The sequence below is a fragment of the Agrobacterium sp. lyk4-40-TYG-31 genome (assembly GCF_030209855.1).
Classification (GTDB): Bacteria; Pseudomonadota; Alphaproteobacteria; order Rhizobiales; family Rhizobiaceae; genus Agrobacterium; species Agrobacterium vaccinii.
Window position 1 is genome coordinate 167,068 of the sequence record NZ_JARVRE010000002.1, and the last position, 16,788, is coordinate 183,855.

Sequence of the window (16,788 nt, forward strand, 5' to 3'; positions counted from 1 at the left end):
TCAGTCAAGCGATTGAACGGGATAAACGATGCCGGAATAAAGCGTTGGAGTGCCTGTTGAATCGCGGAAGCACCGACCAACGGCCATGACCAGCTCGTATTCATTCAGAGCATTTTTAACGCGGTATTCGGCGTTGTAGGGCTGACCATCCTCGACGGCTTTGGCGATCAGCGCGGCTAGCTGGCCCTGGTCTTCGAGGTGGACGCGCTCGATGTAGCTGGAAAGGGGCAGCCCGCCAATTGTTTGGGATGGATCAAGGCCGAAGAGGGCTGCGATTGCGGTGTCGGCATAGAGCCTGTCTTCTGCAACGGACCATGTGTAAATTCCCGCTTCCATCTGATCGGCAATATTGTCCACCTCTAGCAAAGCATTTCCTCCGGGGGCTGATACCCATGTTCAAAAACGTGGGTCCGAACCACGCCTACACTGCCTTATCAGGGAAACGTCTACGACGTTGATACTCAACGTCAGTATAGTGGCTGGTGATACTATTCCAATGGCGGATGGGAGAACTGTCCGTTACCGGTCATTCAGTTTTGACTTGCATTGACGCGTTTATGCGATATTGAACACCTATTCACCACGGACCCGGTGAGATTCCGGGTGGCTCTTCTGGCCGCCGATCCGCCAGACAACGCAAAAACTGCATGCCTTTTTAAGACCGCGACAGTGCGTTCCGGTATGCTTTGCGAGACATCACATCATGCAACTTACATTTATTCGTCGGGATTGGTCCGCCAATCCCATACGTGAAATGCTTGCCGGAGCAGTCGCGACCTTCGCGCTGATACCGGAAGTCATCGCCTTTTCATTCGTCGCGGGCGTCGATCCACAGGTGGGCCTGTTCGCATCCTTCGTCATCGGCATCGTCATTGCTTTCACCGGTGGTCGTCCTGCCATGATTTCGGCGGCGGCGGGCTCTGTGGCTCTGGTCGCCGCGCCGCTGGTCCATGCCCATGGGCTTCCTTACCTGTTCGCCGCCGGTCTGCTGGCCGGTCTGCTGCAAATCACCTTCGGCCTGCTGCGTCTCGGCGTTCTGATGCGGTTCGTGTCGAAGTCGGTTCGCACCGGTTTCGTCAACGCACTGGCGATCCTCATCTTTGCGGCGCAGCTTCCGCATATTCTTCATGGTGACGTCCTGGCCTATGGCATGCTTGCCGCGGGTCTCGCCATCATCTATCTGGCACCGCGCGTGACGAAAACGGTGCCATCGCCTTTGATCTGTATTCTTGTTTTGAGTGCCGTTTCCATATCGTTGCAGCTTCCGGTCATGACCATTGCCGACCTCGGAAAGTTGCCAGACGCCCTTCCCATCTTTAGCTGGCCCGCCGTTCCGTTGACGCTTGACACGCTCAAGATCATAGCCGGTCCAGCCCTTGCCATTGCCATGGTCGGACTGCTCGAATCCATGATGACGGCGAGTGTCGTTGACGATCTGACCGGCACGCCCAGTTCTAAAAACCGGGAATGCACTGGCCTTGGCATCGCAAACACTGCCGCCAGCCTTTTTGGCGGCATTGCCGGGTGCGGCATGATCGGTCAGACCGTCAGCAACGTGAAATATGGCGGGCGTGGCAGGCTATCGACGCTGTTTGCAGGCGCGTTCCTGCTGGTGCTGACGGTTCTGCTGAAGCCCTGGGTGTCACAGGTGCCGGTGGCAGCCCTCGTGGCCATCATGGTCATGGTGTCCATCGACACCTTCGACTGGTCATCGGTCAAGACGCTCGTTGTTCACCCCAAAATGTCGAGCGTCGTCATGCTGGTGACCGTCGTTGTCACCGTTTTCAGCTCAAACCTTGCGTTGGGCGTGACGGTCGGGGTCCTCCTCAGTGGCGTCTTTTTCACCTTCAAGGTGGCAAGGCTGTTGCAGGTCAAAACCGAAAGAGACGAGGCCTCCAATCGCTTGACCTATCAGGTGTCCGGTCAGGTTTTCTTTGCGTCAGCCGATGTCTTCGTCGATGCTTTTGATATCGAGGATGCAACAGGCATGTCTGTCCTTATCGATATCTCCCACGCACATTTCTGGGATATCACCGCCGTTGCCGCTCTGGAAATGGTCGTGGACCGTTACGAAAAGCACGATATCCCCGTCACTGTGGTCGGCGTCAACGAAGCCAGCGCAACGCTGATCGAAAGCCTTGGAAGCGGGGGTAGCCTGAAAGACCTTTAATTAGGTATTGCACGCCAAGGGCGCGTCCGTGAAGAATGGACGCGCCCTGCGTTAAGCATTTTAGAAAAATGGTATACACGTTTCTGCGGGAGCGTGTATTCTGCCGTTGATGACAATCAGTTCGGATGCAGCTTTGAAGATATCGGTCATTCTTAAAACGCTGAACGAAGAAAAGCGGATCGGTGCCGCAATCGAAAGCGTGATCAAGGCTCTCTCAGATATCGACGGCGAAATCATCGTTGCCGACAGCGGCTCGCGCGATTGCACTGTGGAAATCGCTGCACGTTATCCCGTTACCGTCGCCCAGATCGAGGCACCCGCGAAGGCCAGTTGTGGGCTCGGTCCGCAGCTCGGCTATCAATACAGCAAGGGCGAATTCATCTGTCTAATGGATGGAGACATGTTGCTGGATGCGGACTTTCTGCCCGCCGCGCTCACCTATCTCGATGCAAATCCAAGCGTTGCCGGTGTCAGCGGCCATGTCAATGAGGTCAATCTCGACAACCTCGAATTCACACGGCGCGTTCAACGCAATGCGCCCGAGAACCGAAGCGGTGTTTTGGATCGTTTGAATGGCGGTGGTGTGTATCGCCGTTCTGCCATTGAGGAAGCGGGCTATTTTTCCGATCGCAATCTGCACGGATATGAAGAATTCGATCTCGGTCAGCGCCTACGAATGCGCGGCTGGACGCTGTACCGACTGGACCGGCGGTTTGTCGATCACTTCGGGCACAGCATCAATTCCTACGTGCTGCTGACACGGCGTTGGTCTTCGAAATATCTGCGTGGCGTGGGGGAGTTGTTGAGGGCCGGAAGGGAGCAGCAGCGTCTCGGTGCGCTGACCGCCGAGTTATCAGAGGTGCGGCTCTGGTGCGGCGTCTACCTCTGGTGGGCGGTGCTGCTGGTTTGCGTAGTATATGGAATGTTCAATCCCCTAGTTCTTCTCATCGGCCTCGTCGTGCTTTTGTTGCCGGTGCTCGTCATGAGCATCAAGCAAAAAAGCCTGTCACTGGGTTTTTATGCTGTCGTTGCCTGGTGTTTCCACGCCGCAGCACTGCCGCTCGGCTTTTTTTCGCCGCGAAGGCGGCCGGGTGACTGGATTGAAAGCAAACTTTTGAAATCTCCATGAAACGCGCGCTGATCATCCTTTTGCTCCTCCAACTGATCCCCGGCAATGCGGGGGCGGCAGAAGAGTGGCTTGCGGTCAGAGAGCAGTCACTGGAGGTCGAGGCTGGTAGTCCGCTGGACTTCTCCGGCATGTTTCCGGGCGCGCCGATCGATGAAGCACGACGAATTGCCATCACGCCATCCGGCAAACTTGCGAAGACGGGTGACGCCGACAATCCGCACCGCTTCCTCTGCGCTTCGCTTGCGTGGAGCCCGGCGTCCGGTGGCTTTCCTGATCATGCCGCTGCAGACCGCTATGCCCTGCAATTGAAACGGCACGGCTATAACATCGCCCGGTTTCATTACGTCGATGCGGCACTGATGGCGGGGCGCTCGGAGGATTTCGACTTCAACCCGGAGGTTCTGGACCGCATCCACTATTTGATGGCGGCTCTGAAACGCAACGGCATCTACTGGATGATGGATGGCCTGAGTTCATCGCGTGGTGCTCTTGGCGGGTTTGACGACCGCTGGGAGGTCAAGGGTGATTTGAAGCTCGGCACGCAAATCGATGAGAACGATTTTGCCCATTGGCTGAAATTCCAGCAACTGTTTCTGGCAAGGGTGAACCCCTATACGGGGGTGGCACCGATCCGTGATCCTGCGCTGGTGGCCATTGTCCCATTTAATGAAAACGGCCTCGAATTCGATTCCATGATGCAGGAGAGCGTGCGTGGCAGCGTTTTTTCGCCGCGCCTCAAGCCCCTGTTGAACGATTGGCTCGTCAAGAAATACGGCACCGACGCTGCTCTTTCGGAGCGTTGGGGTAACTGGGTGAAGCAAGGGCAGCTTTCGGATCGCTCCATCGCGCTGCCGACAAACCGGTATGAGCGCAGCGAGCGCATGCGCGATGTGCAATCCTTCTTTACCGACTTGGAGCAGTCCGCCACGCGGAAGATGACCGGCGCTCTGAGAGAACTCGGTTTTCGCGGTATCGTGCTGCCTTACAATAACTGGCCCACGATCCAGACCGGTATGAGCCGAAGCATCCAGAATGCGGTTGCGATGAACACCTATCAGGACTGGGTGGACTCCTACGCGCCGGGCACCAGTATTCAGGGCAAAAGCTCACTTGAGGACGGTCTTCTTTACCTGCGCACCATCGGTGCGGCGCGCTGGCTTGGGCGACCGTTTTTCGTGACGGAGTACGATCATCTTTTCTGGAGCCCATACCGGTATGAGGCCGGTCTGGCAGCACCTGCCTTCGCTGCCTTGCAAGATTGGGATGTGCTGTGCAGACATGCACACGGCCCCATTATTCTCTCCTACGGTGAGGATTTTCCGCACAAAAAGCAGATGCTGCCCTATGCCATAGCGCTTGATCCGGTCGCGCGCGCCGGAGAGACGCTTGCGGCGTTGGTATTTCGTCGCGGAGATGCCAAGGCGTCATCCCTGACTATTCCGTTTCTGGTCAAGGATCAGGAAATGCCGACGCAGTGCATCAATGACATGGAACCGGAAATCCTGACTCGCCTCGGTTTGCTCGGGAGCATCGGGCTTCAGCAGATGGCAAAGGCAGATAACAGGCTGATCGCAGTGCCACCCGAGCGAGACGGCCAGACGCCCATGGCCATCGTCGCGAAACTCTTGCAACAGGGCAAGGTCGATCCGTCCAAGCCCTATGATCTGGACCGCGGCGAGGTGGTGAGCACGACGGGGGAACTGGAACTTGATGCACCTGCCAAAATGCTCGCCCTCCGCACGCCGCTGACAGAAGCGCTGGCCTTTGAGAATATAGACGAAGTGGTTGACTTGGGCTCCGTCCGTGTAATTACAGCAAGTACGCGGGGATTGTTCGCCATATCGTCTCTTGATGGAGCGCCGTTGTCTCAAAGCAAGCGGCAGTTGCTCATCATGGCATCGGATGCGCGTAACTCGGACATGAAGTTTCGCGACGGTGAGCAGAGGGTCATTGAAGACTTCGGACGTCTGCCCGTCATGCTCCGGCGTTTGGAGCTTGGCCTGAAATTCCGTGGTAAAAGCGCGTTTCGGATTTCTCCGGTAGGGCTGGACGGTCGTGTTTATCCGCCTTTCGTCGTGGCGACAGGAGATGACACTGTCACACTTACCAACGACGTGCCAAGCGGTCCGACGACCTATTTTCTTCTTGAGCGAGACTAAGGTTCGCCGACCATCAGTAGAAGTCGCGCACCAGTCGGCTCCAGCTTTCCCCGGCAATGCCGCCAATATAGGCTTGACCGTTTTTCATCGCCGTTTTGAATTCGGCGGAGCGAGATGTTGCCGCCACTCCGGTGACGTGGCGGTACCAGATGCGATTGTAGCGGGATAGAGCAGGGATCATTTCCGGTCGCAATTGGGCAGAGGCAAAGGCGAAGCCTGCCGCCTCAAGAGCTTCCAGTGCGGCAGCGAGAACCACATCTTCGGCGCCATCTGCCGGGAGAAGATCAAGAATTTGCGCTTCCCCACCGATGACGCCGACAAAGGAAAAGACCCCGCAAACATCGCCGTTCTCGTCGAGGACCTGCGCGAGAATGAGCCTTCCGCGACCATCTGCGCTGCTGGAGGCTGCAATGGTCCAGTCCAGTTCCTTTTCTGTGTAGACCGGTGCGACGACGTAGCGAGACAGGAAGCGGTTGGCATATTCGGCATACAAGGTGGTCGCAGCCTCGAACACACTGTGCCCGGACGCTATCTTCGTGCCTGCTTGCAAGGTATAACGTGGAAGCGCACCTTGGCCCAACACTCGCGGCAGCCGGGTCGAAAGCCTGCGCCGGATAAAGCTTGCCGTTGCGGGCAGGGGACGGAACATCTTGTACCAGCGCAGGCCCTGAACCGGCAGCTCGATGCCGCCGATGGCCTTTAGGTGCGAGATACTGATCGGCGCTGCGCTATCGGAAAAGCTGATCTGTTTTGCACGCGGTCGCAGCTGAAAAATGAGAGCAGCAATGCTGCGGGCATTCGCATCCTCAGCTGCCATGAAGGTGCAGGCAAGGCGGGCTTCTACCGGCTCTTCGCCAATTCTGTACGTCATGGGCAGGATCGTCAGCGCGCTTTTGACGACGCCATTGGCATCGGCAGCCACCATGCTTCCGTTCTCGCCGGTATAGTTGGGGTGCGTGAATAGCAGTTCCGACAGGCAGGTTTCAAGATCGGCTCTATTAGGTCTGGAATGTGACCTGAAAACGGAGGTGAAAAGTTGCGCGATCTGCGCGACATCGCCGGGTTCCGCAGGCCTTGATCGTGGGGCGTGATCTGCCGTCATTGCTGTACCTCCCGGCTGCTTGCGAGCGATCGGGTGACATGGGTCTTCACGACCAGCCACGCCGCAAGAACGATGGTGAATTCAATCATGTAGGCCGCAATGAAAATGCCATAAGGCGGCCAAACCCAAGCTGCGAGCCCGATCAACACGGCGCCTATGCCATTGGAAAGATTGAGCACCCAGGCACGCGACGAATGGCGACCGGCGGCACCCAGCAAATCCACGGCGATGGACCAGATCGCAATGAAGACGATCAGCCACGCCATGATTTTCAGAAAATGTGGCAGCGATACATATTCCGGCCCGAAGATCAGCGGCATGTAGGACGCTGCCAGATAAATCGTAATTGCCGCAACAAGGCCGAGGCTGATGGCAAGGCCGAGGATACGGATCGTCAGCCGGAATGCGTGGTGGATGCCCTGTTTGCTGGCGATGGCCAGCCGTGGATAGACAAGCCTGTTGAGAGCATCGATAGCCATATAGCTGCTATCGGTAATTCTGCGGGCAACGCCGTAACTTCCTACGACTTCAGGGCCAGCGACAAAGCCCAAAACCAGAAGGTCGACGTTCTGGCGAACTGCGCGAAAGATGAAGGGGGTCGCAAACAGAAGCCCGAGCCGAACTTCTTCACGGTCGACAACGTATTTGGGGCGGGCGATACGCAGGGCAAAGCAGGCGTAGAGGATGAGCGTGATGAGGTGTGCTGCAAGCTGCCATGTCGCCCAGCTTTCTACACTGGAGACCTCAAAGACGACACATGCCAGCGTGGCTGTGACGGTGCGTACGATGGCGAAACCCACGACAGAAGCGTTAGCCGCGTTGTATCTGGAATGGGCGAGAAAAATGCTTTCGCCCAGCATGATCAGCCGTACGAGAACGACATTGGTCAGCAAAAGCTGGAATGTCGTCCACACACTTTGTGCAGGCGTGTCGCCAAAGCTGAACAACTGCGGCAGGATCGCTGTTCCGAGCGCCACGAGGACCGATCCACTGATCATGGTCAGGATGATGTTGTGGCCGAAGATACTGGGAAAACATTTGGGGTCCTGGGGCACGCGGCGCACCAGACATTCGGATGCACCCAGCCCGCACAGGTGCACGGCAATGCTGGTAATGGCGATAAACGACACATAGCGACCGAACTCTTCGGCACCGAATGAACGGGCAAGAATTGCGAATGTCACAAGCTGTGCGGCGTTTGCTATCAACAGGCTCGCCGAGGATGCGCCGTAGGACAGCAACATTCCCGTCAACCGTGGCTTGTCCTTTTTGTCGCTCTTGTCCATCCTGATATCTCCATGCCGCAAAAATGGACCTGCTGTAAACCATTTGTCAGCGGACTATGTGATTTAGTAAGATCGTATATAATGAATGTGTTTCGTTTTGATTGATATAGAGGCGTCCGTCACGCATGTATGAGTACCCAGCCGAGAAGCGGGCCAAGCCTGTTTTTGATGAAGCGCCGCCCCGCGCGACCGCTCATCCACGTGGTTCAACATCTGCCGCGCGCCTGATTTCGCCTGCAAAACTGCTGGAATGGCTACGGCGAGGCGTGCTCTACATCGCGATATTTGCACTTCTTGGTGGTGTCGCTGCGGTGACTTTCGGCCTTGTGGTCAAGCCGCGTTTCATGTCCAGCATGGACATTTTGTTGCCGCCACCCACGGGGCAGGTGGTGCCGAATGAGCTGACCACACCCAATATTCAAAGCGATGCGCAGATATTGGACATCTCCAGCAAGCTGCTTCTCATCACCTCCGGCAATGTGTTGCGCAGGACAGTCGAGCGACAGAACTTGCAGGATTTGGCAGAGTTCAATGCGGCAGCAGACACTCAGGAAAGCTGGCTGGATTGGTTGAAGCCCCAGCAGCCTGCGCCACCGGGCGATGGCGTGATGATTGCCATGCGAAACCTTGCCAAACGCATCAAAGTGGCGCGACAGGGCGGCACCTACCTCGTTTCCGTCAGCCTTTGGACCCGTGAGGCTGAGCGTTCCGTTGCTGTGCTTTCCACACTTGCCGATTCGTTCAGGGAAGAGCTTGAGGCAACGCAGACGGATCTTGCGAAAAACGCCAGCGCTGCTCTTTCCAACCGGCTGGAAGAATTGCGGCAGGCGGCGACGGAAGCCGCAGGTGCCGTCGTGCAGTTCCGGCAGGACAACAACCTGCAAAATCTTGGCGGAACCGGCTCCGTCAACATTCAAACCGTCTCGCAATTGAATACGTTGCTGAATGCGGCGCAGTCGCGCCTGTCCGATGTACAGGCCCGCTACCGCAAACTCAGCCAGCCGGCGACAGACGGTGTGGCGCCTGCCGATACTCTGGATTCTCCCACCCTGATTGGTCTGCGGTCGCAATACAGCGTACTCAAGCAGCAATATGAGGAGCTGGCGCTGACCTATGGCGCGCGCTACCCGAAACTGGTCAGCACGCGCGCTCAACTCGGCACGCTTCGCGTGGAGATGGCGCGGGAAACCGAGCGGTCGCTACAGGCTATTCAGCAAGATATGGATCAGGCCGAAAATTCTGTCTCGACACTGCGTACACAGCTGGACGACGCACAAAAACGCGTCTCGACGGATGATACGGCGCAGGTCCAGTTGCAGGAACTGCAACGCAACAGCGATGCCAAATCTGCGCTGTACGACACATTCCTAAAGCGCGTTGGCGAGACCAGCGAGCAACAGCAGATCAGCGTCTCCAACCTGCGCATCGTCACCGCACCGTTTCCGCCGGAAAAACGCAGCTGGCCGCCACCGACCATTCTCCTGGCAATCGGCGGTCTATTGGCGGGTATGATTTTGGGCGTCATCTGCGTTATCGGAATGCGTCTTTATGGCGCTTTGCGCGACAATAACTGGCGCTTCGAGCGGGCAAGCTGATGCATATCGTCGGGGCGCAGAGACAGAGTGGGGTGTCGTTTCACGACAGGGTCAGACCTTTCGTATTCATGGCGATATTTCTGTTTTTCTGGATCACTACCAATCCTTTCGTGGACCTGGTTCGCGTCGAGGCTAGCGGCACGAATGCCACCGGCGGGTCCAATGCTCTCAACCAGCTCATCTTTCTGGCGCTGACGCTGCTAACGCTCTACGCCGCATTGACGCACCCCCTGCGCTCGCAAATCTGCCAGCCACAGCTTCTCGTCATCGCGATGTTTCTGTGGTTTTTAATCTCCTCAGCGGTGTCTAATTATCCGATGGACGGCATTAAACGAACAATTCTTGCGATATTGACCTGTGCCAATGCGGGCATGTTTCTGCTGTTGCCCCGCTCCGAGCAACAGTTTTCGCGCCTGCTGCTTTTCGGCACCGCCATCACGCTGGGCATAGCCTATTTCGGGGTGATGTTTTTACCGACGCTGTCCATTCACCAGCCGACAGAATTGATCGAGCCGATGAATGCCGGTTTCTGGCGAGGGCAATACTCGCACAAGAATCTCGCCGCTGCCGTAATGTTGGTGGCTGCGTTCTTCGGGCTTTATCTGCGCAGTGTCGGGTGGAAGAAAAGCGGCGTGGCGATCGTCATTCTGTCGGTTGTCTTTCTCATTCACACCGGCGGAAAGTCATCGACGGCCATGCTGCCTTTGATCCTCATTCTGCAATGGATATTTGAGAAATTTCGCTGGAGCAGATGGCCCATCGCCGTGGGCGGCATTGCGGCCTTCAACCTGTTGGCGCTCGGCGCAGCGACATCGGAAGGGTTTCGCGGGTTCATCGCGAGCCTTGGCGTCGATCCGACCTTCACCAACAGAACCGACATATGGAAGATCGCCTTCGATGCCATCGCGCAATCGCCGATCCTTGGTTACGGCTTTCAGGGCTTTTGGCAGACGGCGGATATCACGCAAAGCTCGGCTGGGCTGGAAACTTGGGCGGTCAAGGCGTTCAACGGGCACAATGCCTATGTCGATGCGCTTTTGACGACAGGCATTCCCGGCTTTCTGCTCACGATCGCTCTGGTGATCTTCGTGCCGCTGCGGGCCGTCGGAAGGCTGGGTCCTACGCCCAACAGTCCTGAACTGTCGCGACTGTTCATGCGCGTCTGGCTCTATGTCATCTATGCAGGTTGTCTGGAGGTCATCTTTTTCCAAAGCGGCAGTCCGATCTGCTTTTTCATGCTCGTTTCCATATTCGGGCTAGAGATGCAGTCGCGAATGTCGCTTGTCGCTGACCGTGAAACCGGGTGGGAGAAACAACGTGCCGTTCCCGCATAGCATCACATCCAAAGTCCAACACATCCGCGAGCGCGTTATTGAAAGAGCAGTTCGAGCGCTGCCCGTGTCCACGCTGAACGTAGCACCAACTCGCCCCGTCGTTTCCTTCACCTTCGATGACGTGCCCGACACGGCGCATTCGGCTGGGGCCAGAATTCTTGAAGAAAACGGGGTCAGAGGGACATTCTACATTGCGGGCGGATTGCTTGGCAAAAGGGAGCCCGACCGGAACCTTATTACTGCGTCGGGTTGCAAGCACCTCGCTGAATACGGGCATGAAATCGGCTGTCACACGTTCTCGCATCACGCCGTAAACGCGATGAGTGGGCGGGAGCTGGAAGCAGACCTAGATCGGAACGGCAAACTGCTCGATGAAGTCGATCCGGCGCGCGAAATGCGCAATTTCGCATTTCCCTATAATCGCGGCTCCCTTGGCCACAGGCGGACGTTCGCCTCGCGCTACGCCACGGCGCGGGCGGGCGGGGACAGGATCAATCGCGGCCCTGTCAATCGCTCCTATCTCTGGGGAATGGAAATCAGGCAACCGGAAAGCGATGCTTTGGCTTTGACGAAAGAAATCGATGCCGTGGTGGCCAATCCGGGCTGGCTGATTTTCTTCACGCATGACATCAGAGACACTCCAACGCCTTACGGGTGTCAGCCGGAAACCTTCGCTACGCTTGTTCGCTATGCCGTCTCTCAAAACTGTCTCGTCCTGCCGGTGCGCGATGCGCTGCGCCACATCGAAACGTAAGAGGGCGCGGCGAGATGGGTGGAACGCTGCTGGCAATCAACAATTACTTCTATCGCAGAGGCGGCGCCGAAGCGATTTTCCTCGATCAGATGGACATGTTCGAGCGTGCGGGCTGGAATGCCATACCATTTTCCATGCAGCATCCCGGCAATCTTCCTTCAGACTGGTCTTCCTATTTCGTTCCTGAAATCGAGTTCGGTCGACAAAGTGGGTTGAAGACCAAGATCGCGCACAGTCTGGAGGTCATCTACTCCAGAGAGGCGCGCGCGCAGCTTGGTGCTCTCCTTGATAAGGTGCGGCCTGACATTGCGCACGCCCACAATGTCTATCACCACATCTCGCCCTCCATATTCCCGCTTTTGAAACAGCGCGGAATTCCGACTGTCATGACCGCGCATGATCTGAAACTGGCCTGTCCTGCCTATAAAATGCTTGCGCCGGATGGCATTTGTGAGCGGTGCAAGGGTGGGCGCATCTACAACGTCCTCGCCCATCGTTGCATGAAGCAATCCGTGGCGCTGAGCGGGTTGGTGATGGTGGAAAGCGCTGTTCACCGGATGCTCGGCCTCTACAGCCGGTATATCGACAGGATCGTCGTGCCAAGCCAGTTCTACCGCAACAAGCTGATCGAATGGGGATGGCCGTCTGAAAAACTGGCGTATATTCCGAATTTCGTGGATCAAGCCATATCCGATCATCCCGTGACTGCCGAAGAGGGTGACTACTTCCTGTTCGCCGGGCGTCTCGCACCTGAGAAAGGCATCGCAACCTTGATCAAGGCGGCAAGTCTCTCCGGGCAGCGTCTCCGCATCGCTGGTACAGGGCCGGAAGAACCGGCCTTGCGCGCGCTTGTTCAGCAAATAGGCGCGGATGTAGAGTTTCTAGGCTACCTTTCTGGCGATGCTCTGCATCTGGCCATTGCCGGAGCGAAAGCGCTGGTTCTGCCGTCCGAGTGGTACGAAAACGCGCCCGTCAGCCTGCTCGAAGCCTATGCGCTCGGTCGCCCTGTCATCGGGGCCGATATCGGCGGCATTCCAGAACTCATCCAGCAAAATATCACTGGCCTCATTGCCCGCCCCTCAGACCAACATGATCTGGCGCGGGCGCTGACCGCCATGAGCACGCTGTCACCAGATATGCGTCGGGAGATGGGACTGGCAGGTCGAGAATGGGTCCAAAGGGACTTTTCGCAGACCGCGTATCTGGAACGCACGACCAAACTCTACCGGGAACTCGGCGCGCAGTTCTGATCGGCAAGCGTTCAGGGAAAGCGGCTAATGATGACGGCGTCGAGCATCTGCATGTCCATTGCGCTGCTTCGAAACCGCTTGGCAAGCCCTGACGTCAGGTCCCCGCGCTTGTCCTCCGCAATGGTTTTGGCCGCGATCACCTCGACATCCACCCAACCATTCGCCTCGAATGCCCTGACGTAATCGATAGGGCGTTTGCGATTGGGCTGGCCGGGAAACGACAGCAGGTCGTAAAACCAGTCGGAGAAGCGATAGATGTTGTTCGGGTCCCGACCGCGAATGAGATTGCTGTGGGTCTGGAGATCAACGATGTGCAGGCTGATGCAGCCGCTTTTAGCGACCTTGGTCAGGTCCGCAATCGTGTTCTCGATAGCGTCGAAATGCTCGAAGGCTGCACAGCTGACAATTATGTCGAACGACTGCCCGTTGCACATCGCTGGAACATCGAAGCCTGCATCCACATGATATCGAAAGTCGCTGGTCTGCCCGTCGAGCACGGCATGAGCCGCATCGATGTCTTGCCTCAAAAGGGCTCCCTTGTAGCTGCCGATTGCATTTCGCCTGAAGTCGTTTGTCTCATGCAGTGCCAGCCCGAATGCATCGACTGCGGTGTAGGATTTCGCGCCGTGAGCCAGCAACAGCGCACCTGTCGCGAGCGATGAGCCCGGACCGAGTTCCAGAACCGAACGGCCTCGCACAGAAATGTCCGCAGGCATGAAGCGTAGCCACGATTGAACGACGTCATGGACGTAATCGATGCGCGCGTTCCGGTCTTCGGCGGAGACCGTATTGGGCTTTCGATAACCCATCAGCCTGTGCTTGGCCCAGACGCCCGACAGCACAATTGCACCGATGAATTTGAAGACAATATTCCTGATGAAAACCCGCATTTCTAACCCATATAGCTCTAACTTGATCTCATCAAGGCTATGAGAAGAGCCCCGCATTCGGTTGCAACATTAAATTAGAATTAGTTATTTTAGAATTTACTTTAATGAATAATATTTGCATGTATCGGTTGAGCGCACAAAGGCATTCCCATGCACAAGCTGGATCACCAACAGTCCATGGCAACAGTTGCAAATAAAGCCGCTGATGCGGTTAAACCCCACCGTTACGAGAATATCGATGCCTTGCGTGCCATTGCAGCACTTGCCGTTGTCGTGCAGCATTTCTTTGGTGACGTTATCCGCGAGGCGACGGATCGGGATGGGCAGGTCTACCATTTGGCCGTATCCGCGGTGTCCGTTTTCGATGCCGGACGATTTGGCGTGGTGTTGTTTTTTCTGATCAGCGGCTTCGTCGTCCCCTTCAGCATCAAAGGTGCTGATCCGATCCACCGCTTTGCCATCTCTCGCTTTTTCAGGCTGTTCCCTGCACTCTGGCTGGCGCTTTTATGCCTTGGCATCGCTGGCTCTTTCCACGGACACATACCGTCAGTCCCGCAGTTTTTCGCCAATATGACCATGCTGCCAGCCGCCTTCGGGCAGCAATGGATGTCCGGCGCCTATTGGACCCTGACAATCGAAATTCTGTTTTATGTACTGTCTGCGGGGCTTTTCCTGGTCGGTCGTCTTTATCGCCCCGGCGCCGTTGCGTTTTTCGCCATCGCGCTGGCTGCCGCCACTGCATTGCCCATCCTGATGCGGTCCTTCGGCTTGGCCGTGCCTGTGCAATATATCAGCCTCCATCTTTCCTTCCTTTATCTAGGCCTGCTGTTGCGCATGGTGCTGGTTGATCGGCGCGAGGGTGCGTTTGCTGCATCAGTTTTGGTTCTGTTGGTTCAGGCCGTCGTGTTGTTGAGTATCGGCGAATTTTCTCTGGGGCGCCGGGACGGATTTTTTCTCGTCGGAACCGTGCCGATCCTGACCAGCTACCTTGTGGCGCTGTGCGTCTTCGTGTTTTCCGTCAAAACAAGGATGCCCGATAACGCGGTGCTGTCATGGCTCGGCGCTCTCAGCTACTCGATCTATCTGTTTCATGGCGTGGCCGCGCTCATCGTTTTCGCGTGGCTTCCACTCAGTGGCACATGGACGGACCTGCCCATAGGGCTTGCCAGCCTTGTCCTCACACTCGGTCTCTCATTGCTTACCTACGAATATTTGGAGAAGCCAATGATCAACCTTGGGTATAGGTTTATAAAACGTAAATCTGCAGCAGATTCGAAGGTGCTTGTCTAAGGTCTTCGATTGTTACAACTGCGCCGTTTACCACGCTTCGAGATGATTAGAGAAAAAGCGTAAAAGCACTAGCCTCGGTCTCGATTTAGTTTATCATATCCTAATGTTCTAATGTAAATTAGGAGCACGCGATGAATTATGTCCAGATGGGTATCGATCTACCAAAACAGGAAGCTTCCGAAAGCGCGCGCTCCAAGCGGGACAACGCGCGCATGCTGGACTCCATGCGCATCTGCATGATTGGTCTTCGCGGCATTCCCAATGTGCAAGGCGGCGTCGAAACGCATGTCGAGCAACTCGTTTCCAATCTCGTGGAATTGGGAGCCGATGTTCACGTCTTTGCCCGCAAAAACTACGTTGCCGATAGCAAGCCCTATGTCTGGCGTGGCATTACCGTTCACCCGCTCTGGGCACCGCGCAGCACCCGGCTGGAGGCAATTTTTCACACCGCGCTAGCGCTCGTCAAAGCACGGTTTCTCCACCCTGATATCGTTCATATTCACGCTGTTGGGCCTTCGCTGGTTGCGCCGTTGGCGCGCATACTGGGCTTGCGGGTCGTCTTTACGCATCACGGTTACGACTATGATCGGGAAAAATGGAATTCTTTGGAAAAGCGGATATTGCAGCTCGGCGAATGGGCCGGGATGCGGTTTTCCCATGCGCGCATCGCAATTGCCAAGCACATTGCGGATCGGATGCAGAAGGATTTCAAGGCGCCGGTCCACTTCATTCCAAATGGTGTAAAGGTCGATACGACAAATCTTGAGGACAGCGTTCTGTCCGAATTTGGCCTGAAGAAGGGACGCTATATTCTGCTGGTGGCCCGCCTTGTTGCGGAAAAGCGCCAGCTTGACCTCATCGAAGCCTTCGCCAAGACCAGTCTTGGGGACACGAAACTGGTTCTTGTTGGCGGCGGAGACGCGGATAGCGAGTATGCCACCTCGGTTCAGGCGCGCGCGAAAGCGATGCCGGGTGTGGTGCTGACCGGTGTGCAGTCCGGCCGCAAACTTGCCAGTCTTTTTTCGAATGCAGGCCTGTTTGTGCTTCCATCCAGCCATGAAGGCATGCCGATTGCGCTTCTGGAGGCGATGGCACACGGACTGCCTGTGCTGGCGAGCGATATCGAGGCAAATCTCGGCCTGTCGTTGGACAAGTCGTCCTACTTCCCGCTCGGCAATATCGAGGCACTCTCGGAGCGTTTGCAAGCAGAGATGGAGGGCGAGACGTCAGCTCGACCATCCCTTCAGCAAGGGGCCAGAATAATGTCGAAATACGACTGGCGGACCATCGGCTTGAGAACTGCGGAAATCTACAAATCCATCTCCGCAGCAAACCCACCGCGAACTTACAGGCAGGCCAAGCGCACGCCGGCACCGGCCTCGCGGTAGTCTACCGCAAGACGCCGGTTGCCAAGGCGCGCTGAATGCCGCGCACATCCGTCCCTTTCTTGAGGGTTTTGCCGATGGGCGTGCTTGACCCCGACACCCATATTTTCAGCTCCGAATCCAGATCGAACGTGCCTGCCGTTTCTACGGAAAAGCGGGTGATCGCACGGTAGGGGATCGATGTGTAATCGACTTTGCTGCCTGTCATGCCTTGAATATCAACGAGGATGACGCGGTGTTGCGTGAACACGAAAAAGTCCCTGATGACTTTGAAAGCCAGTTGCGGCTCTTCTCCGTCGATCAATACGCCATCAAGGCGTTTACGGAGGTCTGCCGGATCGACTGTTGATCCATGCCCCAAAAGCGCGTCGAATAAACCCATGAACAGCCCTCTGTTATCTCTATGCTGTCCCATGAGATGGCGCTTGGTACGGGAATGTTCAA

Annotated in this window: 14 protein-coding genes and 1 other annotated feature; of the genes, 9 read left to right on the top strand and 5 right to left on the bottom strand. The window is 56.4% G+C overall.

Going from position 1 to position 16,788, the window contains the following annotated elements; translation table 11 throughout:
• On the bottom strand, positions 1–357 hold the full coding sequence (locus tag QRN55_RS01550) for a PAS domain-containing protein (RefSeq protein ID WP_284774737.1): 357 nt from the start codon (positions 355–357) through the stop codon (positions 1–3).
• Positions 358–581: 224 nt separating this feature from the next.
• Positions 582–637: a sequence feature (sul1 is cis-regulatory element that is thought to sense ions involved in sulfur or methionine metabolism; They are found in Alphaproteobacteria), on the top strand.
• A gap of 66 nt (positions 638–703) precedes the next feature.
• Here QRN55_RS01550 and QRN55_RS01555 point away from each other — a divergent pair.
• From QRN55_RS01555 to QRN55_RS01565, 3 genes are all read left to right on the top strand, one after another.
• Positions 704–2,170: a SulP family inorganic anion transporter gene (locus QRN55_RS01555; RefSeq protein ID WP_284774227.1), complete on the top strand. Its 1,467-nt coding sequence runs from the start codon at positions 704–706 to the stop codon at positions 2,168–2,170.
• A 133-nt stretch (positions 2,171–2,303) separates the two neighbouring features.
• The gene (locus QRN55_RS01560; RefSeq protein WP_284774739.1) at positions 2,304–3,299 is read left to right on the top strand and encodes a glycosyltransferase family 2 protein; all 996 of its coding nucleotides are present in this window, start codon (positions 2,304–2,306) and stop codon (positions 3,297–3,299) included.
• Positions 3,296–5,458: a glycoside hydrolase gene (locus QRN55_RS01565; RefSeq protein WP_284774228.1), complete on the top strand. Its 2,163-nt coding sequence runs from the start codon at positions 3,296–3,298 to the stop codon at positions 5,456–5,458. The genes QRN55_RS01560 and QRN55_RS01565 overlap by 4 nt, the downstream gene beginning before the upstream one ends.
• A 13-nt stretch (positions 5,459–5,471) precedes the next feature.
• Here the strand turns inward: QRN55_RS01565 and QRN55_RS01570 are convergent, their stop codons facing one another.
• Positions 5,472–6,560, bottom strand: coding sequence for a hypothetical protein (locus tag QRN55_RS01570; protein ID WP_284774229.1), 1,089 nt, complete (start codon positions 6,558–6,560; stop codon positions 5,472–5,474).
• Positions 6,557–7,846 carry a lipopolysaccharide biosynthesis protein gene (locus QRN55_RS01575; RefSeq protein WP_284774230.1) on the bottom strand — a complete coding sequence of 430 codons (1,290 nt, stop codon included), beginning with the start codon at positions 7,844–7,846 and terminating at the stop codon, positions 6,557–6,559. The genes QRN55_RS01570 and QRN55_RS01575 overlap by 4 nt, the downstream gene beginning before the upstream one ends.
• Positions 7,847–7,971: 125 nt before the next feature.
• On the opposite strand from QRN55_RS01575, the gene QRN55_RS01580 reads away from it, so the two are divergent.
• From QRN55_RS01580 to QRN55_RS01595, 4 genes are read left to right on the top strand one after another with little or no spacing between them, the layout of a single operon-like run.
• Positions 7,972–9,441 carry a GumC family protein gene (locus QRN55_RS01580; RefSeq protein ID WP_284774231.1) on the top strand — a complete coding sequence of 490 codons (1,470 nt, stop codon included), beginning with the start codon at positions 7,972–7,974 and terminating at the stop codon, positions 9,439–9,441.
• Positions 9,441–10,775 carry an O-antigen ligase family protein gene (locus tag QRN55_RS01585; RefSeq protein WP_284774232.1) on the top strand — a complete coding sequence of 445 codons (1,335 nt, stop codon included), beginning with the start codon at positions 9,441–9,443 and terminating at the stop codon, positions 10,773–10,775. The genes QRN55_RS01580 and QRN55_RS01585 overlap by 1 nt, the downstream gene beginning before the upstream one ends.
• Positions 10,776–10,833: 58 nt before the next feature.
• Positions 10,834–11,529, top strand: a complete 696-nt coding sequence (locus QRN55_RS01590; protein ID WP_502871279.1) for a polysaccharide deacetylase family protein — start codon at positions 10,834–10,836, stop codon at positions 11,527–11,529.
• 14 nt (positions 11,530–11,543) lie between these two features.
• A complete protein-coding gene (locus tag QRN55_RS01595; RefSeq protein ID WP_284774234.1) occupies positions 11,544–12,779 on the top strand; it encodes a glycosyltransferase family 4 protein in 1,236 nt (411 codons plus the stop codon).
• Positions 12,780–12,790: 11 nt separating this feature from the next.
• Here QRN55_RS01595 and QRN55_RS01600 read toward each other — a convergent pair whose 3' ends face one another.
• On the bottom strand, positions 12,791–13,669 hold the full coding sequence (locus QRN55_RS01600; protein ID WP_284774235.1) for a class I SAM-dependent methyltransferase: 879 nt from the start codon (positions 13,667–13,669) through the stop codon (positions 12,791–12,793).
• A gap of 177 nt (positions 13,670–13,846) precedes the next feature.
• Between QRN55_RS01600 and QRN55_RS01605 the strand changes: the two genes are divergently transcribed.
• Both QRN55_RS01605 and QRN55_RS01610 read left to right on the top strand, forming a co-directional pair.
• On the top strand, positions 13,847–14,959 hold the full coding sequence (locus QRN55_RS01605) for an acyltransferase family protein (protein WP_284774236.1): 1,113 nt from the start codon (positions 13,847–13,849) through the stop codon (positions 14,957–14,959).
• Positions 14,960–15,090: 131 nt separating this feature from the next.
• Complete coding sequence (locus QRN55_RS01610) at positions 15,091–16,347, top strand: glycosyltransferase family 4 protein (RefSeq protein ID WP_284774238.1); 1,257 nt, start codon at positions 15,091–15,093, stop codon at positions 16,345–16,347.
• 1 nt (position 16,348) lies between these two features.
• On the opposite strand, the gene QRN55_RS01615 is transcribed toward QRN55_RS01610, so the two are convergent.
• Positions 16,349–16,726 (bottom strand): PH domain-containing protein, encoded by a 378-nt coding sequence (locus QRN55_RS01615; RefSeq protein ID WP_111839510.1) that lies wholly within the window; start codon positions 16,724–16,726, stop codon positions 16,349–16,351.
• Positions 16,727–16,788 lie beyond the last annotated feature (62 nt).